Genomic DNA, 21,495 nt, shown 5'->3' on the forward strand with positions numbered 1-21,495 from the left:
GCCGCGGTTTCCTCCAGCGAGGCCGCCTGCTGCTCGGTGCGGCTGGACAGGTCCGTGTTGCCCGCCGAGATCTCGCGCGAACCGACGTTGATCTCGTCCACGCCGCGACGCACCGCCGACACCGTGCGCGTCAGGCTTTCCTGCATGCGCTTGATCGCGGCGAACAGCGAGCCGATCTCATTGGTGCTGCGCACCTCGATGCGGCCGGTGAAATCGCCGCCGGCAATCTTGTCGAAATGGCCGCCGGCCTCGTGCAACGGACGCAGCACCGTGCGGTTGATGAAGACCCAGCAGCCCAGCGCCAGGATCACGGCGATCGCCAGCAGCGCGATGGTGACCATGCGCGCCGTGCTGTGATCGGCTTCCGCGCGCGCGGCCAGCGCGTCGGTGTGCGCGTCGACGTAGGCCAGATAGCTGTCGATGGCTTCGCGGAACTTGCTGTTGGCGGCGCTGGCGGTGTCGTTCAGGTCCAGGTAGTCCTGGATCGCCATGCTGATCAGCGCGGCGGCCTGGCGCTTGACCACGCCGTCGAATTCCTTGAAGGCGGTTTCCAGCGCGGCGGCCTGCGCCTCCGAGCCCGGCAGGCGCGGCACCTTGCGGAAGGTGTCCAGCATCTTGTAGCCATCCTGCATCAGGCCTTCCGAGCGCTTGGCCTGGGCGCCCGCCTGCTCGGTCTTGCCCTGCTGCATGTCCATCAGCGAGGTGCTCAGCACCAGCCGTGCGCGCAGGAATACGCTATAGGCGCGACTCAGCTGCGAGGCCTGGTCGCCATAAGCCTTGTTGATCTGCTCCAGCTTGTCATTGCTGGAATTCAACCCCAACCAGGCCACGCCGTTGGAGATGAACATGGCGCCGGTGAACAACACGAGCACCAGGACGATACATGTGCGGACTTTCAAATTGACAAGCATGGAACTTCCGAACGTTAGGCAACGTGAAACTGCGATTTCCCCCGCCGCACGCAGACACGGACGCCCCGGCGTGGCGCCGGCAGCGTCCGTCTGGGCCCTGCGGGCCGCCGGGCATCTGGACCCGGCGGGTACTGCGAATTACTTGCGGCTGAACAGGCTCGATCCCTGGATCGTCATGAACGCCGCCGACGCGGCCTGCAGCGCCACCTGGCGGAAGGCCAGCTGGCTGGCGCCCGAGTAGTAGTCCAGGTTTTCCAGGTCCGACAGGGACTTGGTGTAGGAAAGGCCCTTTTGCGTGCCCGTGGCGTCCAGCGCCTCGAGCTCATTCATGCGCGCGCCGACCGAGGCGGCCACCGTCAGCACGTTGTCATAGCTGGTGGACAGCTTCTTGTTGGCTGTCGCCAGATCGTTGGCCAGCTTGGCCAGCGCCTTCTCATCGCCTGCGATGGGCGAGTCCAGCGTCTTGATCAGATTGTCCAGCGTGTTGAACACGTCGACGTTGGCTGATTGGATGTTCTCGACATTGATGATGTCACCATTCTGCGGCTTGCCCTTGACGACGATGGACACGCCACCGAAATCGATCGCCGCGCCGTCGGAATACGCAGTAGCGGGGGCCGGCGGCGCCGGGAAGACGACAAGCGGCGTGGCGCCGGTCGGATCGGTGGTCGTGACGCGATAGCCGATCGCGCCCGTGGTCGGATCCGCTTCGAACGCCACGCTGAAATTCTTGCCCACGTTGGCGCCACCCGGCGTGATGGACGCCGTGCCGAACTGGGCCGTGCCGGTATTGCCGGGCGAGGCCGAGTTGACGTAACCCTGCGCGCCGGGGTTCGCCCGACTGAAGATATCCTTGCCCAGGTCGCTGGTGGACATCTGGCGCGATTGGTCAACCTGGATGGTGCGTTCGCCGGTGGCGCCGCTGTACACGATCTGGCCGGCCGCGTTCTGTACGTAGGGCGCCGCGCTGCCCTGATAGCCCGAGAACATGTACTGGCCGTTGCCGTCGGTGCTGTTGGCCAGCCCGAGCAAGGCCTCGCGAGCGCTCTTGAGCGCGGTGGACAAAGCCTGGCGGTCGCTGTCGGACATGGTGCCGTTGCCGGCCTGCACCACGCGGGTGCGCACGGACTCCAGCGCCGTGGTGACCGAATCCAGAACGTTGTTTTCCTGGCCCAGGTTGGTCTTGGCCGTGTTGCGGTTGAGCTGATACGTGGCGTTCATGCTCTGCGTCTGCGCCACGTTGATCGACAGCGCGGCCGCCAGCGGATCGTCCGCCGGGGTCAGGAACTTGCGGCCGCTGCCGATCTGCTCGACCAGGCGGTTCATGTCCGTTTCCTGAGAGAGAACGCCCTTCAGGCCGTTCGAGTACATCATGGAGGTGCTCAGGCGCATGGTGAAGCTCCGTATATTTCTCTATTGCTTATCGTGTGGCGGCCCTGGGCCCCGTTCAGCCTCGCAGGCCCAGCAGCGTATCGAACATGGTGCTGGCCACGTCGATGATGCGGGCGCTGGCCTGATACTGTTCCTGGTACTGCGACAGACCGACGTATTCTTCGTTCAGGTTCACGCCCGACACGTTCTGCTGCGCGGCCAGCTTCTGCGTGATCAGGTTGGCCTGCGCAGTGGCGGCCGACTTGATCTGCTGCGTCTGCACGCCGACGGTGTTGACCACCCGCGAGAACATTTCATTGATGCTGGTGGTATTGCCACCCAGGACCTTGGCGGTCTGCAGCTGCGCCAGCTTCAGGCCGTTCTGGCCATTGGCGTTGCCGCCCGCGGGATCGGCCAGGGCGATCTTGTTGGGATCGGTGATCACGACCTTGAGGTCGCGCGCCGCGTCGCGCGTCGGCGACAGCGACCACTTGTCGCCGGCCTGCGGCGGCGCGGAGATCGTCGGGCGCACCCCCGCCTCGGCGTCCAGGTCCAGCGTGGCGGTCGGCGGCGTGCCGTTGGCCGAGCCGTTGTAGACCTGCGTGCCCTCGGGCAGGCGCGTCACCATGTAGTTGGTGCCGTCGAAGGTAATGTCGTAGTCCTTGGCATTGATGTTGCCCACCGTGCCGAAGGTGCCCGAAATCTGGGCATTGCTCTTGTTCTGCGCATTCGGCACGCCCACGGGCTGACCAATGCTGAAGTAGTCGCCGCCGGGAGCGCCGTTCTGGTCCACGCCCAGCTTGTGCTGCGCATTGAACGACATCGCCAGGCCCACGGCCATCTGGCCAAGCTGGCTCTGCATCACGTCCAGCGAGGTGGCGCGGAACTGCAACAGGCCGCCGAGCTTGCCGCCGGTGACTTCGGTGTCGCCCAGCTCGACCGTGACGGTCTTGCCGCCGGAACCGGCCGGCAGCGTGTAGGCCACCACCGTGCGGCTGATGTCCTTGGACGAGGACACGGCCTGCAGCGGGTAGATGGTCTGGCCCGACAGCAGCGCCTGGCCGCCGGCGGCCAGGGAGATATTGAGCTTGTCGCCCTGCTCATAGGTGGTGATGCCCACCAATTGATTCAATTCGGAAACGGCCTGGTCGCGCTGGTCCATCAGGTCGTTGGGCGGCTGGCCGCCGGCCTTGGCGCGGGCGGCCGAGATCTGCTCGTTCAGATCGTTGATGCGGGTCAGGTAGCTGTTGGCCTGCTCGACCACGGTGCCGATCTGGGTGTTCAGGCCCATGCGCTGGTTCTGCATTTCCTGATAGGCGGAACGGATCTGGGTCGCCAGGCTGTTCGACTTGCCCAGCATGTCCGAGCGCGCGGCCGGGTCCGCAGGTCCGTTGGCCGCCGTGTTCACGCCGGTGAAGAAACCCGACAGCGCCGGCGCGATGCCGACCGTGCGATCGGAGAACAGGTTGTTGACCTGCGAAATCTGGTCGAACTGCGCCTGCAACTGAGCGCCACTGCCCTGCGCGCCAACCAGCTGCTTGTACAGGAAGCTGTCGTAGCTGCGCACGACGGTGTCCACCTGGACGCCACGGCCGATGTAACCGTTGCTGGTGGCCTGGGCGCCGGCGGTCGAGGTCATGACGCGCTGGCGGTTGTAGCCGACCGTGGTGGAGTTGTTGATATTGTGGCTGGTCGTGGCGATGCCCGCCTGCGCAGCGTTCAGACCGCCCAACGCCAATTTATACAGATTCATGCTGACATCGCCCCGTTTGTAACCGCTGCTAAAGGTGTGGATACCTGCTTAACGGCGAGAATTCGTCAAAATTTAGAGTCCATCGGGTTTTTGCGTAGATGCGCCGCGTGGCGCGCCCCGCAGCTGATTCATGATGCCAATCAGCTTCTGCGCGTACTGCGGATCGGTCGCATAACCCGAGTTCTGAATACGGCGCGCCGCCTCGACTTCGTTGCGCGCCTGCGCCACCGTCTCGTAGCGCGGGCTGTTGCCGATCAGGCGCGCGTAGTCGGCGAAGGATTCTTCATAGGACGAATAAGCGCGGAAAGGTTGCGTCACCTTTTTCGCCACGCCGTCTTCGTATTCGGTCGTGAGCACGTGCACCACCTGCCCCTTCCAGCCGGCGCCGGCCTTGATGCCGAACAGGTTGTGGCTGGTGCGACCATCCGGATGCTTGATCTCGCGCTGGCCCCAGCCCGATTCCAGCGCCGCCTGGCCCAGGATCACGCGGGCCGGCACGCCGGATTGCTGCGCCGCCAGGTTGGCCGCGTGCGACATGCGCGACACGAAGCTGACCACATGTTCCGGCGCGCCCTCGGCCGCCGCCATGGCGCGGTCGCTGGCGCGGTTGTTGCGCAGCACGCCCAGCAGCGCCGACACCTGGCGCGAACCGCCGGTGGCGTAGTCCAGGTCCGAGCCCTGGCCGATGCGCTTGACCGCGTCGGCCGACAGCTCGCCCGGCTTGCCCTGCTTCATCTGCCCCAGGATGGCCTGCGACAGGCCGATGCCCGGCGTGGCCAGGTGCAGCGCCAGCTGCTCGTCGGCCATGGATTGCATCATCAGCGACTGCTGCGAGTCGAACAGCCCTTCCTTGGGCGTCGCCTCGCGCATGCGCTTGAGCATCATCTGCAGGAACAGCGCCTCGAACTGCTTGGCGACCTGCTTCTGCTGCGCGGTGCCGTCGGGATCCTGCTTGACGTCGCGCTTCAGGTCCGACAGGCGCCCCAGGTCGAAGACCGATTCCTGTCGCCCCGCCTTGCCGGCCGCATCGCTGGTGTATGCCATGGCTTTAGATAATTTCGAGTTCGGCGCGCAGCGCGCCGGCGGACTTCATGGCCTGCAGGATGGCCAGCAGGTCCTGCGGCGTGGCGCCCAGCGCGTTCAGGCCCTTGACCACGTCAGCCAGGTTGGCGCTGGTGTTCACGCGCTGCAGCGAGCCGTTTTCCTGGCGCACCTCGATCTGCGTGTTCGGCACCACCACGGTCTGTCCCTCGGTGAAGGGCGTATCGGGCTGCGACACCTGGTTCTGGCGGTTGATGATGACCGACAGGTTGCCGTGGGCGACAGCGGCTTCCTCGATCATCACGGTGCGGTTCATGACCACCGAGCCGGTGCGGGCGTTGATGATGACCTTGGCCACGGTGGGCGCGCGCGCCACCTGCACGTCCTCGATCTGCGACAGGAAGCGGGCCTGGGCCGACTGCTCCATGGGCGTGCGCACCTGCACCACCCGGCCGTCCAGCGCGGTCGCCGTGCCCTGGCCGAATTTGCGGTTCAGCGCCGCCACGACGTTCTGCGCGGTGCCGAAGTCGGTGTTGTTCATTTCCAGGTAGATATAGCCGTCGCGCGCGAACGTGGTCGGCACGCCGCGCTCGATGATGGCGCCGCCGCTGATGCGGCCGCCGTTGAGCTGGTTGATCTGCACGCTGGAACCGCCGGCCGAGGCGCCGGCGCCGCCGACCAGGATGTTGCCCTGGGCGATGGCGTAGACCTGGCTGTCCGCGCCCTTGAGCGGGGTCATCAGCAGCGTGCCGCCGCGCAGGCTCTTGGCGTTGCCCATGGAGGACACCACCACGTCCATCGTCTGGCCGGGCCGCGCGAAGGCTGGCAGCGTGGCCGTGACCATCACCGCCGCCACGTTCTTGAGCTGCATGTTGCTGCCGGCGGGCACGGTGATGCCCAGCTGCGACAGCATGTTGGTCAGGCTCTGCTGGGTGAACGGCGTCTGGCGCACCTGGTCACCACTGCCGTCCAGGCCGACCACCAGGCCGTAGCCGATCAGCTGGTTGCCGCGCACGCCCTGGATCGACGCCAGATCCTTGAGCCGTTCGGCCTGCGCCGCGCCGGCGCCGGCCAGCAGGCTGGCCGCGAGGCAGGTGCGGGCGAGCAGGCGGAAAAAAGGATTCGAGTGTTTCATGTCAATAATCCATAGCCCTGCATGCCACCGGAAATGCAGCCACGACACGCCGAGGCCGTCACGAGCGGGGCCGCGCGGAGCCGGCTTTGCCGGTCCGCGGCGGCGCCCCCTTGAGGGGGAGGCGCGCAGCGCTTCGGGGGTGGGCTTTGTCTCATCAGAAGGGCGAGGCAATCAGGAAGAAGCGCTGCAGCCAGCCCATGGTCTGGACCTCGTCCATGACGCCCTTGCTGCGGTACTCGATGCGGGCGTCGGCCACCTGCGTGGACGATACCGTGTTGGTGCCGGTGATCGAGCGCGGATCGACCACGCCCGAGAAGCGGACATACTCGCTGCCGCGGTTGATCGCGATCTGCTTTTCGCCGGCGACCTGCAGGTTGCCGTTGGACATCACGCCCACCACCGTGGTGGTGATGGTGCCGGTGAAGGCGTTGTTGGCCGTGCTGTCGCCCTTGCCCTGCGACACGTTGCCGCCCTTGGCGTCGGTGTTCAGGTTGGCGTTGGCCCAGCTGTCCATGAAGGACGGCGCCGCCGCGATGCCCAGGTTGGCCGAGCCGCTGCGGTTGGTGTTGGTCGCGACGTTCTTGGACGCATTGGTGCGTTCGTTGAGCACGATCGTCACGATGTCGCCCACGTTGCGCGGACGGCGGTCTTCGAACAGCGGATAGTTGCCGTAGGCGGTGGGCTGGTAGATCGAGCCCGTGGGCTGCATCGGCGTCGAGGGCGGCGGCGGCGGCGCGGCCGTGGTGGGCCCCGTCACCACCGGCTCCGGCGGAATAATGGCGCAACCGGCCACCAGCAAAGCCAGGGCCGCACTCGAAACCAGGCGCAGGACAGACATCGACATCACAGTTGGGTCAGGCGGGCCAGCATTTCATCGGACGTCTTGACGGCCTTGCTGTTCATTTCATAGGCGCGCTGGGTGGTGATCATGTTCACCAGCTCTTCGGCCACGTTGACGTTGGAGGTTTCCACGTACTTGTGCAGGATCGAGCCGGCGCCGTCCACGCCCGGCTGCAGCAGGTTGGCCGGGCCGGAGGCGTCGGTTTCCAGGTACAGGTTCTCGCCGACGCTCTGCAGGCCGGTCGGGTTGATGAAGGTGGCGATCTGCAGCTGGCCGATCTGCACGTTGATGCCGGCCGCGCCGGGCTGGGTCACGGTGACGATGCCGTCGTTGCCGATGGAGATCGACAGCGCGTTGTCCGGCACGTTCATCGGCGGCTGGATCACATAGCCGCTGACCGTGGTCAGCTGGCCGTTCTGGTTGCGCTGCAGCGCGCCGTCGCGGGTGTAGGCCTGAGTGCCGTCCGGCAGCTCCACTTGCAGGAAGCCACGGCCGTTGATGGCGATGTCGAGTTCGCCGCCGGTGTTGTTCAGACCGCCGGTGGTGTGGATGCGCTCGGTCGCGGCCACGCGCGCGCCGGTGCCCAGCTGCAGGCCCGAGGGCAGCTGGGCGGCGTCGCCCACCTGGGCGCCGGGCTGGCGCAGCGTCTGGTACATCAGGTCCTGGAACACGGCGCGGCCGCGCTTGAAGCCGTTGGTCGCGACGTTGGCCAGGTTGTTGGAAATGACGTCCATGGAGGTCTGCTGCCCTTCCAGGCCGGTCTTGGCGATCCACAGCGAACGCATCATGATTTGGTACTCCTGGGTCGGCGGCCCCGGGGCCGCTCGTGCAATGGGTTATTCGGTTCAGGCGCCGGCGGACAGGATGCCGTTCGCGCGTTCAGCGTTGCGGTCAGCATGCTGGAGCACCTGCATCTGCTGCTCGAAGCGGCGGGCGTTCTCGATCATGCCGACCATGGCGGTCATCGGATTGGTGTTGCTGCCTTCCAGCACGCCGGACAGCAGCCGCAGGGACGGATCCACCTGCGACGGCGGCGCAGGCTGGCCGTTCACCGGCGCCAGACGGAACACGCCATCGTCGCCGTGCACCAGCTGCGCCTCGGGCAGGCTGGTCATCTTGATCCGGCCCAGGTTCAGGATATTGTTCGGCGCATCGCCCGCGCCGATGGCGGTGATGGTGCCGTCCGGGGAGATGGTCAGCGCGGCCTGGTCGGGCACGTCGATCACGCCGCCCTGATCGGACACGATGGGTTGGCCCAGCGAGGTCTGCAGTTGGCCGTTGATGCCCACCTGCAGGCTGCCGCCGCGCGTGTAGGCCTCGCCTTGCGGCGTCTGCACCGCGAACCAGCCGTTGGAGCTGGCCAGCGCCACGTCCATCTCGCGGCCCGTGGTCTGCATATTGCCCATCTCGAAGTTGTTGCGCGGCGTGGAGGCCACGGTCGAGACGCGCGTCGGCAGGCTCACGCCGTCCGTCACCGGCACCGAGCGGTACATCGCGATCTGCTCGCGAAAGCCCGTCGTGTTCACGTTGGCCATGTTGTTGGCGAGCACGGACTGATGCTCCGTGATCCGCGCCGCGCCGTTCATGGCGGTGTAAATAATCCGATCCATTCGTCTATTCCGTGGCCGCAAACCGCGCGGCCTTTCTATTTCAAACGTAGAAGCACTCTTCGCCAGCAAGCGCCGCCCCACAATCCGGGCCGCGTGGATCCGGCTCCGCCGGTCCGCCGCCGGCGCCCCCTTGAGGGGGAAGCGCCGCAGGCGCTGCGGGGGTGGGCTCTACTTGATATTCATCAGGACCTGCATGATTTCGTTCTGGGTCTTGATCGTCTGCGAGTTCGCCTGATAGGTGCGCTGCGCGATGATCATGTTGACCAGTTCCTTGCTCATGTCCACGTTGGAGGCCTCGGTCGCCTGGCCCACCACCTTGGACAGGCCGTTAAAGCCCGGCTGGCCCAGGATCGGCTGGCCGGACGCGCCGGTTTCCTTCCAGGCGTTGTTGCCGATCGGCTGCAGGCCCTGCAGGTTGGCGAAGTCGGCCAGCACGATGGTGCCGACGTTGGCGTTCTGGCCGTTGGTGTAGTCGGCCATCAGGCTGCCGTCCGGGTTGATGCTGATGCCGCGGAACTCGCCCGAGGTATAGCCGTCCGGGGTGCCCTTGAACGCGTACGGGCTGCCGTACTGCGTGGTGCCGGTGTAGTTGATCGCGATGTTCAGCGGGCTGGCCGGCGTGGTGGTGCCGCCCGGATTGGCGAAGGACAGGTTCACGGTGGTGGCGCTGGTCATCACGCCGGACGTGTTGAAGGTGAACTTCGTCGGGTTGCCCCAGACGCCGCCGGCTTGCGTGGTCGGCGCCATGGCCTGGCCATCGATCGAATAGTAGACCTCGTAGACGCTGTTGCCCGCGGCGTCGGCGGGGCGCTTGACGAAGTACTGCATCACCTGGTGCGAGTTGCCCAGCGAGTCGTAGACCGTCATGGGCGAGGCATTGGTGTAGCTGTTGGTCAGCTTGGGATCGAACGGCTTGCCGATCTCGGTCACGGCGGCCACATAGGGTTGGTATCCGGTCTCCTTGGTCAAGTCTCCGGTCGTCACCGTAACCCCGCCCGTAGTGGCAACGGTGATCACATTCGCCCCGGTGCCGTACGTGCCATCAGGCGGCGCGGGCGCATTCCACACAACCTTCCCCGTAGCATCGAGCTTGAAGGTATAGGCCGTTGGGGTAGACCCCGGCGCCGTGTTGGTCAGCGTTACCTTGCCGTCCTCGTCCTGCTTCACCACGGTAGTGGTTTGATAGACCACCTTGGCGTTGCCGTCCAGGTTGGCCACGCTGGTTGCGGTGCTGGTGGCCTTGGGCGCCACGTTGGCGGTGGGCAGCTGCAGCTCGACCGGGTTGGCGCCGATCGCGTTGGCCGGGTAGCCGGTCAGGCGGTAGCCCTGGGCGTTGACGATGAAGTTGTTCTTGTCGACCTGGAATTCGCCATTGCGGGTGTACATCACCCCGCCGCCGGAATCGGTGACGCGGAACATGCCCTTGGCGCCGTCGATGGCGATGTCATATTCGCCACCGCCGCCGTTGATGGTGCCCACGGTGAAACGCTGCGTGATGCCCGACACCTTGGTGCCCAGGCCCACGCGCGAGCTGGCGTACACATCGGCGAAACTGGCCGAGCCGGACTTGAAGCCGACGGTGCCCGAGTTGGCGATGTTGTTGCCGATCACGTCCAGGTTTTGCGCAGCGGCGTTCAAGCCGCTCAATCCTTGTCCGAAGCCCATGTTTTCTCTCGCTGATTCCTAGTAGTCCGAAACCGCCGCGTCCGCGCCGGCGCCTGTGTCTATATATAGAGGGGTACGGTTGCGGCGCTCAGGCGCCGATCACCTTGCGCACATCCAGCATGCTGGTCTGGCCGTCCAGGCCCAGGTCCAGTCGCAGGCCGTTGGTCGAGTAAGCCACGCTCTTGACCTTGCCGTAGCTCAGCATTTCGGCGGCGACCTTCTTGCCGTCGACATCCGAGGCCGTGACCGACACCGTGTAGGCGCCCGCTTCCATCGGCACGCCCGCGTCGTTCTTGCCGTCCCAGTCCAGCGTGTACACGCCGACCTTCTTCTCGCCCAGTTCCATGGTGCGGATCACGGCGCCATTGGCATCCGAGATGCGGACCTGGACCTTGGCGGCGTCCTTCTGCAGGTCGATGCCGTACGGCGTGACCACGCGCGCCTCGGGATTCTGCGCGTCCACCCCAACCTTGACCTTGGAGCCGGGAACCAGCACGCCCTTGCCGATCATGGCCACGGCGTTCATCGACTGCGACACGTCGATCTGGCCGCCGATCGACAGCAGCGTGTTCTTCAGGTTGTTGATGCCTTCGACCGTCGAGATCTGCGCCAACTGCGACGTCAGTTCGGCGTTCTGCATCGGGTTCAGCGGATCCTGGTTCTTCATCTGCGTGATCAGCAGCTTGAGGAACTGGTCCTGCAGGCCCTTGGCGGTGTTCAGGTCATTGGCGCCGGTCTGCGCCAGGCCCAGCCCGGTCTTGCTGGTGGATTGGTCGATTACGCTCATGAACTCGTTCTCTGGTTATCCCGCGCGGGCGGCGCGGCGCGCGGAATGGGGGATCAGGACTGGCCGATGGTCAGCGTTTTCTGCATCAGGCTCTTGGCGGTGTTGAGCACCTCCACGTTGGCCTGGTAGGAACGCGACGCGGCGATCATATTCACGGTTTCGGCCACCGGATCCACGTTGGGCATGCTGACGTAGCCCTGGGGGTTGGCCATCGGATGCTTGGGGTCGTAGACCATCTTGAGCGGCGACGGGTCCTGGACCACGCCGGCCACGCGCACGCCGCCGATCTCCTGCCCCAGCGCCTGGTTGGGCGCCGGATCGACCTGGAACACGACCTGGCGGGCGCGGTACGGCTGGCCGTCGGGACCGACGACGCTGTCGGCGTTGGCCATGTTGCTGGCGGCCACGTTCATGCGCTGCGACTGCGCGTTGAGCGCCGAACCGGCGATGTTGAAAATGCTCAGCAAGGACATTGCCCAATGCTCCCTTAATAAATCAGTAGACCAACATACCCGCGACATACAGCACAGGTCTCGCTCCATCCAGGCCACGCGGAGCCGGCTTTGCCAGTCCACCTTGGCGCCCCCTGGAGGGGGAAGCGCGCAGCGCTTCGGGGGTGGGCTTCACCCCTAGTCTTGAATCGCGGCCATCATGCCCTTGATGCGGCTGGACAGGATCTGCATGCTGCTTTGGTAGTGCAAGGTGTTGTCGGCGAACTGCACGCGCTCCACGTCCATTTCCACCGTGTTGCCGTCCATGCTGGGCTGGTACGGCAGCCGGTACAGCAGGTCGGTCGGGCCCTGCGAGACAGCCTTGGCCGGGATGTGGCGGGCCGAGGTCAGCGTCAGCGAGGTGTCGGCCAGGCGCTTGCTGCCTTCCATGGCGGTCTGCATCGCCGTGCGGAAGTCGAAGTCGCGCGCCTTGTAGTTCGGCGTGTCGGCGTTGGCGATGTTGGAGGACAGCACTTCCTGGCGCTGCGCGCGCAGCGACAGCGATTGCTGGAAGAAGCGGAAATCCTCGTTGAGCCTGTCTAGCATCGGGGTGCCTTGTGGGGTGCGTGGCGGTACGGATCTGAAAACAGCCAGGGACGAGGCACGGGCCTTTATCCCATTGGATGACGGCATCATAGGGTCGGGCCGGCCGCCACAATCAGCCAAATAACCCGCCATTTCTCACGCAATTCACCTATTGCCCGGCAGGGCCCGCCTCTACAATGAGCCCATGACGACTTGTTCCCGCCTCGCTGCCCACGCGCTCACCCTCGGCCTGTTGCTGCCGGGGTCCGTGGCCGTGGTCCAGGCACAGGAAACCGCCTTCCAGGCGCCCGAGGCAATCGCGGCGACCGCGCTGTCGTATCTGCAGGAACAGCTCTCGGCCCTGCCCGGCCAGCCGTCCATCACCATCGACCCGCCCCGCAACGAGCGCCTGACGCCTTGCGAGGCCATGTCCCCGTTTTTACCGTCCGGCATGAAGCCGCGCTCGCGCATGACCGTGGGCATCCGCTGCACCGCGCCCAAGGCCTGGACCGCCTATGTCCAGGCCAGCGTCAGCGTGCCGGGCCAGTACTACGTCGCCTCGCGCACGATCGCGGCCGGCCAGGCCCTGACCCCGGCCGACCTGGCGCCGCGCGACGGCGACCTTGTCGCCCTGCCCCCGGGCGCGATCACCGATCCGGACACGGTGGCCGGCATGACGGCGGCCTATCGGATCACCGCCGGCCAGCCGATCAAGGGCGCCGCCCTGCGCAACGCCCAGTCCGTTGTGCGCGGCAGCAGCGTCCGGATCAACGCCGTCGGCAAGGGTTTCATGGTCAGCAGCGAAGGCCAGGCGCTGGACAACGCCGCGCCGGGCGCCACCGTCCAGGTACGCATGCCCAGCGGACAGGTGGTCAGCGGCGTGGTCCGCAACGCCGGGCTGGTTGAAATGCACTTGTAGGCAAGGATTGCAGGGAATGTTACATATCGTGTTGCGCCAGCGGGCCGGCTACCCTAAAGTTCCTTCCGGCCCTGTCGTTACAGAGGCATGAGTAGGCGGAACCGTCGCAAATCGACCCGGGACGCCCTGCGGAGATCATCTTGAAAATCAACTCGACCACCAACCGGCCCATTTCGGCCGACGCCGTCGGCGCCCGCCCCGAAGCCGCGGCCGCGCAGGCCTACGGCGCCGTTGCCGGCGGCGGCGCCAGCAGCTCGCAAGTCGCGCTCAGCTCGGCTTCGCGCAAGCTGCTCGCGCTGCAGGAAGGATCGAACGACATCAACGTCGAACGCGTGGCCTCCATTCGCGCCGCCATCGCATCGGGACAGCTGAAGATCGACACCGGCCGCATCGCCGACAGCCTGATCGCCAGCGCCCGCGACCTGCTGAAATAGCCTCCCTTTCACGTCCGCCATCGCCCTGACATCATGAGCACCGTCGAATCCCTGCAAGCCTGCATGAAGCAGGAAGACGCACTGATCACCGAGTTCGCCGCCATTCTGGAGGCTGAAACCGAGGTGCTGGTGGGTCCGGGAGACATCGACGCGCTGCATGACATCACCGAGCGCAAGAGCGGCATCGCCCACAAGCTGGTGGAATTGAGCCAGACCCGCGATGCGTTGCTGGCCGAGATCGGCCTGCCCGCCGGCCATGCCGGCACCGAACAGGCCGCCGCGCAACACCCGCAGCTGTCGGGCGTGTGGCAAGCCCTGCTGAGCAAGTCGGCGTCGGCCAATGAAATCAATCTGCGCAACGGCGCCCTGATCGACGTGCACCTGCGCTATACCCAGCAGTCGCTGGACGCGCTGCGCGGACTGGGCGGCGGGCCGGCCAGCACCTCGACCTACGACGCCCAGGGCCGCGGCACGCGCAGCGCCCCGGGCCGCAAGCCCATCGTCGCCGGCTGAAGCCGGGAACGACGCGCGCCCCTTCCCTTTCTCCGCCTTGCCGCCAAGGGCGCGCCTCAGCCGCCGTCGGCCATCTCCAGCATCGCGTACATCTTCAAGAGCGCCACCGGCAGCATGCGGCCGGTCAGCTTGACGCGATCCACGCCAGCCACGCCCGACAAGGGTCCCCTGACCACCTCCGCCGCTGGCGAATGCGCCAGCTGCCAGCAAGCGGCGGCCAGCTGGCCGGCCATCAAGGCCTGGCGCGCCAGCGCATGGGCGCCATCGACGGCCGGCAGGGCCTGCCAGGCATTGGCCATGTAGCGGAAGCCCGCCTTGGCCTCGTCCTGCAGCACCAGCCAACGCGCGACCATGCCGGCATCCGCCTGCGAGGCCGGCAGATTGGTCAGGCCGAAGAACTGCGCCGCCACTTCGCCGCTGACCGTATCGATCAAGCGCGCACACACCAGCCGCACCGGGGATTCGCCGGCCCGGCCCGGCAGGCCGATCTCCGTGCCCGAGGCCCAGAGCGCCAGCGGCGCCGCGCGGCCGCCGGCCACCGGACGCAGGCCCGGCATGTCGCCAGGTTGCCCGACAGGCAGATAGCCCACGCTCTTGCCCACGGCATTCAGATTGGTCGGACATTCGTCCTGGATCACGCGCAGGCCGCCCGGACTGCGGGCCACCCAGGACACGCCCTGCTCCGTGAGCGCGGACCAGAGCGACGAGGTGCCCGCCTCCAGCATGTGCACCAGCGGCACCTGGCCGAGCTGCCCGCCCAGCCAGCGTACGCGCGCCTCCAGCGCCGCGGCCGGATCCGGCTGCGCGGCCGCGCCCGGCGCGAACGAGGACAGCATGCCGTGGGCCAGCGCCAGCTGCTGCGCCGGCGCAGCCAGCGCGGCACCCCGGTCGCTCATCAGCATGGAACCCAGCAGCGTGCCTCCCGGCAGGTTGTCGCCCTTCATGCCGACCTTGCCGTGCATGACCAGCAAATGCCGTCCGCAGACGGCGGAGAATTCGCGCCGCGCCATCGCCAGCGGCTCGTCGGCCAGCGCCGACAGGCTGGAACCCGCGCCGTCGCTGACGTACTCGCGCCAGGACGCGCGCGCCCGGGCGCAGGCCAGGTCGCTGTCCAGCCAGTTCAGCGTATCGTCCAGATTCTGCGCCGCCTCGACCGCCGCGGCCCCGCCCTGCGGCCGCAGGATGGCCGAGGCCAGCAACTGCCGGCGCCGCGCCGGGTCGACGGCCGGGGTTTCCTTGGCCGAGGACCACAGCGACGCCAGGTCCGCCTCGCTCGGGGTATAGAGCGCGCGGGCGCGCTCCACCATGGCGAAGGCGCGGTCGATCAACGCGTCGGGACGCGCCAGTTCCAGATGCTCGGGCACCTTCTGGCCGACCGACATGTAATGGATCGGCAGGCGGTGGCGGATGGCCGTGTCCAGCGCCGCGCCCAGGCGCGAGGCTTCGTCCAGCTTGGTGATGATGCAGCCGGCCACGTCCTCGCCCACGCCGTTGCGATAGGCGTGCGCCACCTCGTCCAGCGTGTCGCCCTGGCTGGCGGCGTTGAGCACCAGCAGGCGACGCACGGTCTTGCCGGCGTCGCACAGCATCGCGGCCTGCTCGGCCACGTGGCGGTCGCGCTGACTGATGCCGGTGGTGTCGATCAGCACGATCTTGCGGCTGCCCAGCTCGGCCAGCAAGCGACGCAGCTCGCCGGCGTCGCGCACGGAATGCGTGGGCACGCCCATCAGGCGCCCGTAGATCTGCAGCTGTTCCAGCGCGCCGATCCGGAAATTGTCGGTCGTCAGCATGGCGACCTGGTCGCGGCCCTCGCGCGCGACGCAGCGCGCCGCCAGCTTGGCCAGCGTGGTGGTCTTGCCCACGCCGGTGGGACCGACCAGCGCGTACACGCCGCCGCTCAGGAACGTATCCTCCGAGCCCAGCACCGGCAGGTGCGTGACCAGTTCGTTGCGCGCCCAGGCCAGCGCGGCATCGGCGTCCAGCCCCTCGGGCATGCGCTCGACCAGCGTGCGGACCAGCTTGGTGCTGAAACCCGCGTCCAGCAGGCTGCGGAACAGCGCCGCGCCGGCCGGTTCGCGGCCGGGCCCCTGGCGTCCGCCCCAGAGCAGGCCATCCATGCGGCTTTCCAGCGCGCCGCGCAAGGCGCTGATCGCGCTCTGCAGGCCGGCGGCCGTGTCGGCCGGCAAGGCGCCCGGCGGCAACGCCAGCCCCTGGGGCATCGGCGAATCGGGCATGCGGGCCATGGGCGCGGCGGGCGGCTGCGGCGCAGCGACGCGCGGCGGCGCGGGCGGGGCCGCGGGCATGGGCGCGGCCGGCGCGGCGGGCGAGACCGGCGGGCCGGCCGCGCAACCCGCGGCCCGATACGCGGACGGCGCCGCCGGCGGCTGCGGCGTGGCGTGTTGCTGCGGCGTGGCGTGTAGCTGCGGCGTGGCGCGTAGCTGCGGCATGGGCGGCTGCTGCGGCGCCGGCGGCCGCGCGTAGCCTTGCAGCGCCGGCGCTGGCGGCGCGGCGGGCATGGCGGGCGCGCGGGCCTGCGGCGCGGCCTGCAAGGGCGGCATTTCCATGCGCACCGGCGCGGCCGGCGCCAAGGGCGGCATCTCCATCCGCACCGGCGCGGCGGACGGCAGCGGCGGCATTTCCACGCGCACCGGCGCGGCGGGCGCGGACGCCGGCATCATGCCCGCCTCATCCTCTTCTTCCGGCAATGCCGACGCGGCATAGGCCGACTGGTAGGCGGCGATCGGACGCGACGGTGCCGGATAGGCCGACGGCGGCATGGCGGCGGGCGCCGTGTCCGCCGGCGCGGACTCACGGTAGGGAGACGGGGCGGCCGGAGCGGCCTCGCGATACGGCGAGTGCGCGCCGGGCGCCTGCTCCTGGTATGGCGCGTGGTGCGTGACGTGTTCAGGCGCCTGTTGCGACGCGTGCTGTTGCGGCTGCTGCGGCGCCTGTCCGGCAGCCTCGTCGAAGGCGCCGTCCACCGTGGCCAGCACCTCGATGCCGCCGTCGACGCTGCGGTTCGACACGATCAGCGCGTCCGGCCCCAGCACCTGGCGCACCTGGCGCATCACGTCACGGCTGTTCAGCCCGAAAAAGCGGCTTATCTTCATGCCCCGTTACCTCCGCCGATGAGCGCCGTCACGCGGACCATGCGCTCATCCGGTATTTCCGTATTCGACAAAACGCCCAGCTGCGGCAGGTGGTGCCGCAGGAAGCGCGACAAAGGCGCGCGCAGGACCGGCGACACCAGCAGCACCGGCGCGTTGCCCTGCGACTCCTGACGCTCCAGCGCCGCATGCGTCTCGCGCAGCAAGGTGTCGGCCAGGCCCGGCTCCAGGCCGCCGCTGGTGGTCAGCGCCTGCGCCAGCACCCGTTCCAGCTTGACGTCCAGGCCGATCACGCGCAGCTCGCCCTCGCCGGGGAACCATTGCTGCGTGATGGCGCGGCCCAGCGAGCGGCGGGTCAGCGCGATCAGTTCCTGGATGTCGGGCTGGCCGCCGGTGGCGGCCGCCAGCGCGGCCAGGCGCGGGCCATGCTCGGACAGCGTATCGATGATGGTGCGCATGTCGCGGATCGGCACTTCCTCCGACAACAACCCCTGCAGCACCTTCTGCAGCGCCGTGAGCGACAGCGTCTTGGGCACCAGGTCCTCGACCAGCTTGGGCGAATCGCGGCCGATGCGCTCGAGCAGCTGCTGCACCTCCTGGCGGCCCAGCAGGCTGGAGCCGTGGCGGTGCATCAGGTGGTTCAGATGGGTGGCCACGACCGTGCCGGCATCCACCACCGTGTAGCCGGCCACCTGGGCCTGGTCGCGCAAGCCGCCGTCGATCCACAGCGCCGGCAGGCCGAAGGCCGGGTCGGTGGTGGGCGTGCCCTTGATCTGCATGGTCACGCCGCCCGGGTCGATCGCCAGCCATTGGCCGGGCATGGCCACGCCATGGCCCACTTCCACGCCCGACAGCAGGATGCGGTAGTCGTTGGGCTTGAGTTCAAGGTTGTCGCGGATATGGACCACGGGCGGCAGGAAGCCCACGTCCTGGGCGAACTTCTTGCGCAGGCTGCGGATGCGGTGCAGCAGCTCGCCGTTCTGCGCATGGTCGACCAGCGGAATCAGCCGGTAGCCCACCTCCAGCCCCAACTGATCCACCATGGACACGTCGTCCCAGCTGGCCTCGGCGGCCGCGGCCTGCGCCTGCGTCACCGCCTGCTGTGGCACCTCGCGCGCGGCTTCCTCTGCCGCCTTGCGGCGCTTGTTCAGTGTCCAGCCGCCCCAGGCCAGGCCGCCGGCCAGCGTCAGGAAGGCGACGTGCGGCATGTTCGGGATCAGCCCCATGATGCCGATGATGCCCGCGGTCAGGAACATCACGCTGGGGTTGGAGAACAGCTGGCTGATCATCTGCTGGCCGATGTCCTGGTCCGTGGACACGCGCGACACCACCACGCCGGCCGCGGTCGAGATCACCAGCGCCGGGATCTGGGCCACCAGGCCGTCGCCGATCGTCAGCAGCGTATAGACGCGGGCCGAATCGCTCATCGACATATCGTGCTGGGCCACGCCCACGATCAGGCCGCCGATGATGTTGATGGCCATGATCAGCAGGCCGGCGATGGCGTCGCCGCGCACGAACTTGCTGGCGCCGTCCATGGAGCCGAAGAAGTCCGATTCCTGCGACACCTCGGCGCGCCGCTTGCGGGCCTCGTCCTCGCCGATCAGGCCGGCGTTCAGGTCGGCGTCGATCGCCATCTGCTTGCCGGGCATGGCGTCCAGGGTGAAGCGCGCGCCGACTTCGGCGATACGGCCCGCGCCCTTGGTGATGACGATGAAGTTGATGATGGTCAGGATCACGAACAGGATGATCCCGACCGCGAAGTTGCCGCCCACCAGGAAGTGGCCGAAGGCCTCGATCACCTTGCCCGCCGCGTCCGGGCCGGTATGGCCGTGCAGCAGCACCACGCGGGTCGAGGCGACGTTCAGCGACAGCCGCAGCAGCGTGGCGAACAGCAGCACCGCGGGGAAGGCGGCGAAGTCCAGCGGCTTGCGCGTGAACATGGCCACCAGCAGGATCATCACCGACAGCGCGATGTTGAAGGTGAACAGCAGGTCGAGCAGAAACGTGGGCAGCGGCAACACCATCATGCCCAGCACCATCACGATCAGGATGGGGCCGGCCAGGATCCGCGCGTGCGCGGCGCCATTGTTCTTCAGCATGGAGAGCAGAGCGCTCATTCCTTAGACTCCTTGAGCTGCGGTCTTGGCTTGCGGGTCCAGCGCGGCCGGCACCGGCAGGCGGGACGGCGCGGTCGGCTCGGCCCCCCAGCCAGCGCGCCACGAGCGCAACTGGAACACCCACGCCAGCACTTCGGCCACCGCGGTATACAGCTCGGCCGGGATTTCCTGCCCCAGCTCGACGTGTTGATGCAATGCGCGCGCCAGCGGCGGCGCTTCCAATGTGGGAATCTTGTGTTCGGCAGCCAGCTCGCGGATCTTGGCCGCGATCAGGCCGGTGCCCTTGGCCAGCACGCGCGGCGCGCCGTTCTTCGATTCGTCGTACTGCAGCGCCACGGCATAGTGCGTGGGGTTGGTCACCACCACGTCCGCCTTGGGCACGTCGGCCATCATGCGACGGCGCGCGGCCTGGCGCTGCTGCTGGCGAATGCGGGCCTTGACGTGCGGGTCGCCCTCGCTTTCCTTGTGTTCCTGCCGCACGTCCTCCTTGGACATGCGCAGCTTCTTCAGGTGGCTCCAGATCTGCCAGGGCACGTCCAGCGCGACGATCACCGCCAGCGAGGCCACGATCAGCGCGCAGCAGATGGCGACGATGGTCAGCGCGCGCGTCAGCGCCGCCGAGGGCGCCACGTGCATGAGGCCCAGCATGTCGTCGTGGTAGCGCCAGATCACCCAGACCGCCACGCCGCCCACCAGCAGGGCCTTGGCCAGCGCCTTGACCAGCTCGACCACCGTCTGCGAGGAGAACATGCGCTTGAGGCCGGCGAGCGGGCTGAGCTTGGACAGATTGAGTTGCAGCGGCTTGCCCGAGATCACGATCCCGCCCAGCACCACGCTGGACAGCACCGCGATCACGGCCAGCAGGCCGAAAATCGGCAGCAGGGTCATCAGCGCCTGGCCGAAGCCCTGCACGGCCTGTTCCACCATCACGCCCGGATCCAGCGGCACGCGCTGGTCGAAGGCCAGGCCGTTGCGCAGCACCCCGCTCAGGCCCCGGTACAGCGAGCCGCCGCCCAGCCAGATCGCCGCGACGCCGGCGGCCAGCATCATGAACGTGCCCAGTTCCCGGGAACGCGCGATCTGCCCCTCCTCGCGCGCCTTTTCCAGGCGCCTGGGAGAGGCGGCTTCGGTTTTCTCGAGGTCGCTTTCGTCGGCCATGCTCTGCGGTGGTGTCGGCGCCCGTGGATTTTGCGGTTACGAGCTGCCCGCCGAGATTCTAGGAGGCCTGGCCTTTTCGCGATAAGCCAAGAAACGGGGGGAAAGCGGCGCTATTCCGCAATGCGGCGCCGGGCCGGGTCCGACGCCGTCCCGGCCGGCCCCGCTGGCGCCGTTCAGCCGGCGGCGGTCAGGGGATGGGCCCCGGCCTGGGCGCCCTGCTCCGTCGCCGCCTGGAAGCGGGCATAGTCCAGCCCGATCCGTACCGCGCCCCAGTGTTCCGGCCCCAAATAAACAGGGACGGAGATGTCGTTGACGATCTCGCCGGTGTCGCGCGAATAGGTCTGGAACAGCTGCCCGGCGGTGTTGGCCGCCAGCCGCTGGCCCACCGGGTCGTCGAAGATGCGCTTGTGGCGGGCGCGCGCGATGTCCACCTTCGGGTCGCCCGTGGGCGCGTGCGAATAACGGCTGTTGTGCGCCGGCGCGTAGCCGCGCGCGTCGACCAGCAACGCGTAGCTGCCGCCCGGAATGGCTTCCAACACGCTGTCCAGCAGCCGCGTGAGCGCCTCGTCGATGCCTCGGTCGTAGACCGTGTGGTAGCGCGGAGGATCGCTCTGCGCGATGCGCTGGTAGTGGCGATCGAACACGTCCAGCCCGCGCTTGCGCGCGCCTTCCAGCAGGCGCGCGGCCTGCTCGCGGAAGGCGTCCAGCGCCTCGGAAAGCAGGTCGAAGGCCGTGTCGCCGGTGCGCGTGGCGGCCAGCACTTCCTGCACGCTCTCGGTCTGGCGCCGGATGCGGTCGATCTCGCCCGACATGCTGCCGACGCGTTCGAGCACGTCGGCGGCCAGCGCCGCGATGCGGCTGACCTCCTCGCTCATGCCGTGGTTGGTGGCGTCGACCTCGCCGATCGCCTGCACCACTTCGCCCACCTGCCGGTTCATGCCCTCGAAATCATGCACGAAGCGGTCGAAATCGGCGCTGGTGCGCGTCAGCACCTCGCCCGAAGCCTCGACGTCGGCGCGCAGCGTGTCGGTCTGGCGGCCGGTGGAATCGACCAGCTCCAGCATTTCGCCGGTATGCCTGCCGATGTCGCTGGTGGCCGCATTGACGCGCTCGG

The 21,495-nt window shown here is 67.8% G+C and carries 18 protein-coding genes and 1 pseudogene; 3 read left to right on the forward strand and 16 right to left on the reverse strand.

Going from position 1 to position 21,495, the window contains the following annotated elements:
- The 12 genes from KDH83_RS16535 to flgB all read right to left on the reverse strand — a co-directional run.
- Nucleotides 1-911 (reverse strand): Tar ligand binding domain-containing protein (locus tag KDH83_RS16535; RefSeq protein ID WP_212317843.1); only part of this gene is annotated, 911 nt, incomplete at its 3' end.
- Between the two features lie 138 nt (nt 912-1,049).
- Nucleotides 1,050-2,303: a flagellar hook-associated protein FlgL gene (gene flgL / locus KDH83_RS16540; protein ID WP_212317845.1), complete on the reverse strand. Its 1,254-nt coding sequence runs from the start codon at nt 2,301-2,303 to the stop codon at nt 1,050-1,052.
- 55 nt (nt 2,304-2,358) lie between these two features.
- Nucleotides 2,359-4,035, reverse strand: coding sequence for a flagellar hook-associated protein FlgK (flgK, locus tag KDH83_RS16545; RefSeq protein ID WP_212317847.1), 1,677 nt, complete (start codon nt 4,033-4,035; stop codon nt 2,359-2,361).
- Between the two features lie 72 nt (nt 4,036-4,107).
- Entirely contained in the window at nt 4,108-5,079 is a 972-nt protein-coding gene (gene flgJ / locus KDH83_RS16550) for a flagellar assembly peptidoglycan hydrolase FlgJ (RefSeq protein WP_212317849.1), read from the reverse strand.
- A gap of 4 nt (nt 5,080-5,083) precedes the next feature.
- On the reverse strand, nt 5,084-6,211 hold the full coding sequence (locus KDH83_RS16555) for a flagellar basal body P-ring protein FlgI (protein WP_249205159.1): 1,128 nt from the start codon (nt 6,209-6,211) through the stop codon (nt 5,084-5,086).
- 154 nt (nt 6,212-6,365) lie between these two features.
- Nucleotides 6,366-7,055 (reverse strand): flagellar basal body L-ring protein FlgH, encoded by a 690-nt coding sequence (locus KDH83_RS16560; protein ID WP_212317851.1) that lies wholly within the window; start codon nt 7,053-7,055, stop codon nt 6,366-6,368.
- Nucleotides 7,055-7,840 carry a flagellar basal-body rod protein FlgG gene (gene flgG / locus KDH83_RS16565; RefSeq protein ID WP_103274025.1) on the reverse strand — a complete coding sequence of 262 codons (786 nt, stop codon included), beginning with the start codon at nt 7,838-7,840 and terminating at the stop codon, nt 7,055-7,057. The genes KDH83_RS16560 and flgG overlap by 1 nt, the downstream gene beginning before the upstream one ends.
- Before the next feature lie 57 nt (nt 7,841-7,897).
- Nucleotides 7,898-8,662 carry a flagellar basal body rod protein FlgF gene (locus KDH83_RS16570; protein WP_212317853.1) on the reverse strand — a complete coding sequence of 255 codons (765 nt, stop codon included), beginning with the start codon at nt 8,660-8,662 and terminating at the stop codon, nt 7,898-7,900.
- A gap of 168 nt (nt 8,663-8,830) precedes the next feature.
- Nucleotides 8,831-10,327, reverse strand: a complete 1,497-nt coding sequence (locus KDH83_RS16575) for a flagellar hook-basal body complex protein (protein ID WP_212317856.1) — start codon at nt 10,325-10,327, stop codon at nt 8,831-8,833.
- 88 nt (nt 10,328-10,415) lie between these two features.
- Nucleotides 10,416-11,114 carry a flagellar hook capping FlgD N-terminal domain-containing protein gene (locus KDH83_RS16580; protein WP_212317858.1) on the reverse strand — a complete coding sequence of 233 codons (699 nt, stop codon included), beginning with the start codon at nt 11,112-11,114 and terminating at the stop codon, nt 10,416-10,418.
- A gap of 53 nt (nt 11,115-11,167) precedes the next feature.
- The gene (gene flgC / locus KDH83_RS16585; RefSeq protein WP_103274021.1) at nt 11,168-11,587 is read right to left on the reverse strand and encodes a flagellar basal body rod protein FlgC; all 420 of its coding nucleotides are present in this window, start codon (nt 11,585-11,587) and stop codon (nt 11,168-11,170) included.
- A gap of 156 nt (nt 11,588-11,743) precedes the next feature.
- Nucleotides 11,744-12,151: a flagellar basal body rod protein FlgB gene (gene flgB / locus KDH83_RS16590; protein ID WP_103274020.1), complete on the reverse strand. Its 408-nt coding sequence runs from the start codon at nt 12,149-12,151 to the stop codon at nt 11,744-11,746.
- Between the two features lie 184 nt (nt 12,152-12,335).
- Here flgB and flgA point away from each other — a divergent pair, with 184 nt between their 5' ends.
- The 3 genes from flgA to KDH83_RS16605 all read left to right on the forward strand — a co-directional run bounded on the left by flgA (nt 12,336) and on the right by KDH83_RS16605 (nt 13,996).
- On the forward strand, nt 12,336-13,049 hold the full coding sequence (flgA, locus tag KDH83_RS16595) for a flagellar basal body P-ring formation chaperone FlgA (protein WP_212317860.1): 714 nt from the start codon (nt 12,336-12,338) through the stop codon (nt 13,047-13,049).
- Nucleotides 13,050-13,189: 140 nt separating this feature from the next.
- Complete coding sequence (gene flgM, locus KDH83_RS16600; protein WP_212317862.1) at nt 13,190-13,483, forward strand: flagellar biosynthesis anti-sigma factor FlgM; 294 nt, start codon at nt 13,190-13,192, stop codon at nt 13,481-13,483.
- A 33-nt stretch (nt 13,484-13,516) separates the two neighbouring features.
- Nucleotides 13,517-13,996, forward strand: coding sequence for a flagellar protein FlgN (locus tag KDH83_RS16605; protein ID WP_212317864.1), 480 nt, complete (start codon nt 13,517-13,519; stop codon nt 13,994-13,996).
- A 56-nt stretch (nt 13,997-14,052) separates the two neighbouring features.
- Here KDH83_RS16605 and flhF read toward each other — a convergent pair whose 3' ends face one another.
- The 4 genes and pseudogenes from flhF to KDH83_RS32580 all read right to left on the reverse strand — a co-directional run.
- Nucleotides 14,053-17,106: a flagellar biosynthesis protein FlhF gene (gene flhF / locus KDH83_RS16610; protein ID WP_212317866.1), complete on the reverse strand. Its 3,054-nt coding sequence runs from the start codon at nt 17,104-17,106 to the stop codon at nt 14,053-14,055.
- Nucleotides 17,103-19,223 (reverse strand): flagellar biosynthesis protein FlhA, encoded by a 2,121-nt coding sequence (gene flhA, locus KDH83_RS16615; protein WP_212317868.1) that lies wholly within the window; start codon nt 19,221-19,223, stop codon nt 17,103-17,105. Before flhA ends, flhF begins: the two co-directional genes overlap by 4 nt.
- Before the next feature lie 3 nt (nt 19,224-19,226).
- On the reverse strand, nt 19,227-20,381 hold the full coding sequence (gene flhB, locus KDH83_RS16620; RefSeq protein ID WP_212317870.1) for a flagellar biosynthesis protein FlhB: 1,155 nt from the start codon (nt 20,379-20,381) through the stop codon (nt 19,227-19,229).
- A 173-nt stretch (nt 20,382-20,554) separates the two neighbouring features.
- Nucleotides 20,555-21,495, reverse strand: a pseudogene (locus KDH83_RS32580) (chemotaxis protein); the annotation flags it as partial.

Source organism: Achromobacter sp. Marseille-Q0513, from assembly GCF_018195695.1.
In the GTDB taxonomy this organism is placed as follows: domain Bacteria; phylum Pseudomonadota; class Gammaproteobacteria; order Burkholderiales; family Burkholderiaceae_B; genus Achromobacter.

What these genes read in the sequence shown, in the direction of transcription:
- flgL (WP_212317845.1), bottom strand. Translation starts at nt 2,303, where the DNA reads ATGCGCCTGAGCACCTCCATGATGTACTCGAACGGCCTGAAGGGCGTT.
- flgK (WP_212317847.1), bottom strand. Translation starts at nt 4,035, where the DNA reads ATGAATCTGTATAAATTGGCGTTGGGCGGTCTGAACGCTGCGCAGGCG.
- flgJ (WP_212317849.1), bottom strand. Translation starts at nt 5,079, where the DNA reads ATGGCATACACCAGCGATGCGGCCGGCAAGGCGGGGCGACAGGAATCG.
- KDH83_RS16555 (WP_249205159.1), bottom strand. Translation starts at nt 6,211, where the DNA reads ATGAAACACTCGAATCCTTTTTTCCGCCTGCTCGCCCGCACCTGCCTC.
- KDH83_RS16560 (WP_212317851.1), bottom strand. Translation starts at nt 7,055, where the DNA reads ATGTCGATGTCTGTCCTGCGCCTGGTTTCGAGTGCGGCCCTGGCTTTG.
- flgG (WP_103274025.1), bottom strand. Translation starts at nt 7,840, where the DNA reads ATGATGCGTTCGCTGTGGATCGCCAAGACCGGCCTGGAAGGGCAGCAG.
- KDH83_RS16570 (WP_212317853.1), bottom strand. Translation starts at nt 8,662, where the DNA reads ATGGATCGGATTATTTACACCGCCATGAACGGCGCGGCGCGGATCACG.
- KDH83_RS16575 (WP_212317856.1), bottom strand. Translation starts at nt 10,327, where the DNA reads ATGGGCTTCGGACAAGGATTGAGCGGCTTGAACGCCGCTGCGCAAAAC.
- KDH83_RS16580 (WP_212317858.1), bottom strand. Translation starts at nt 11,114, where the DNA reads ATGAGCGTAATCGACCAATCCACCAGCAAGACCGGGCTGGGCCTGGCG.
- flgC (WP_103274021.1), bottom strand. Translation starts at nt 11,587, where the DNA reads ATGTCCTTGCTGAGCATTTTCAACATCGCCGGTTCGGCGCTCAACGCG.
- flgB (WP_103274020.1), bottom strand. Translation starts at nt 12,151, where the DNA reads ATGCTAGACAGGCTCAACGAGGATTTCCGCTTCTTCCAGCAATCGCTG.
- flgA (WP_212317860.1), top strand. Translation starts at nt 12,336, where the DNA reads ATGACGACTTGTTCCCGCCTCGCTGCCCACGCGCTCACCCTCGGCCTG.
- KDH83_RS16605 (WP_212317864.1), top strand. Translation starts at nt 13,517, where the DNA reads ATGAGCACCGTCGAATCCCTGCAAGCCTGCATGAAGCAGGAAGACGCA.
- flhF (WP_212317866.1), bottom strand. Translation starts at nt 17,106, where the DNA reads ATGAAGATAAGCCGCTTTTTCGGGCTGAACAGCCGTGACGTGATGCGC.
- flhA (WP_212317868.1), bottom strand. Translation starts at nt 19,223, where the DNA reads ATGAGCGCTCTGCTCTCCATGCTGAAGAACAATGGCGCCGCGCACGCG.
- flhB (WP_212317870.1), bottom strand. Translation starts at nt 20,381, where the DNA reads ATGGCCGACGAAAGCGACCTCGAGAAAACCGAAGCCGCCTCTCCCAGG.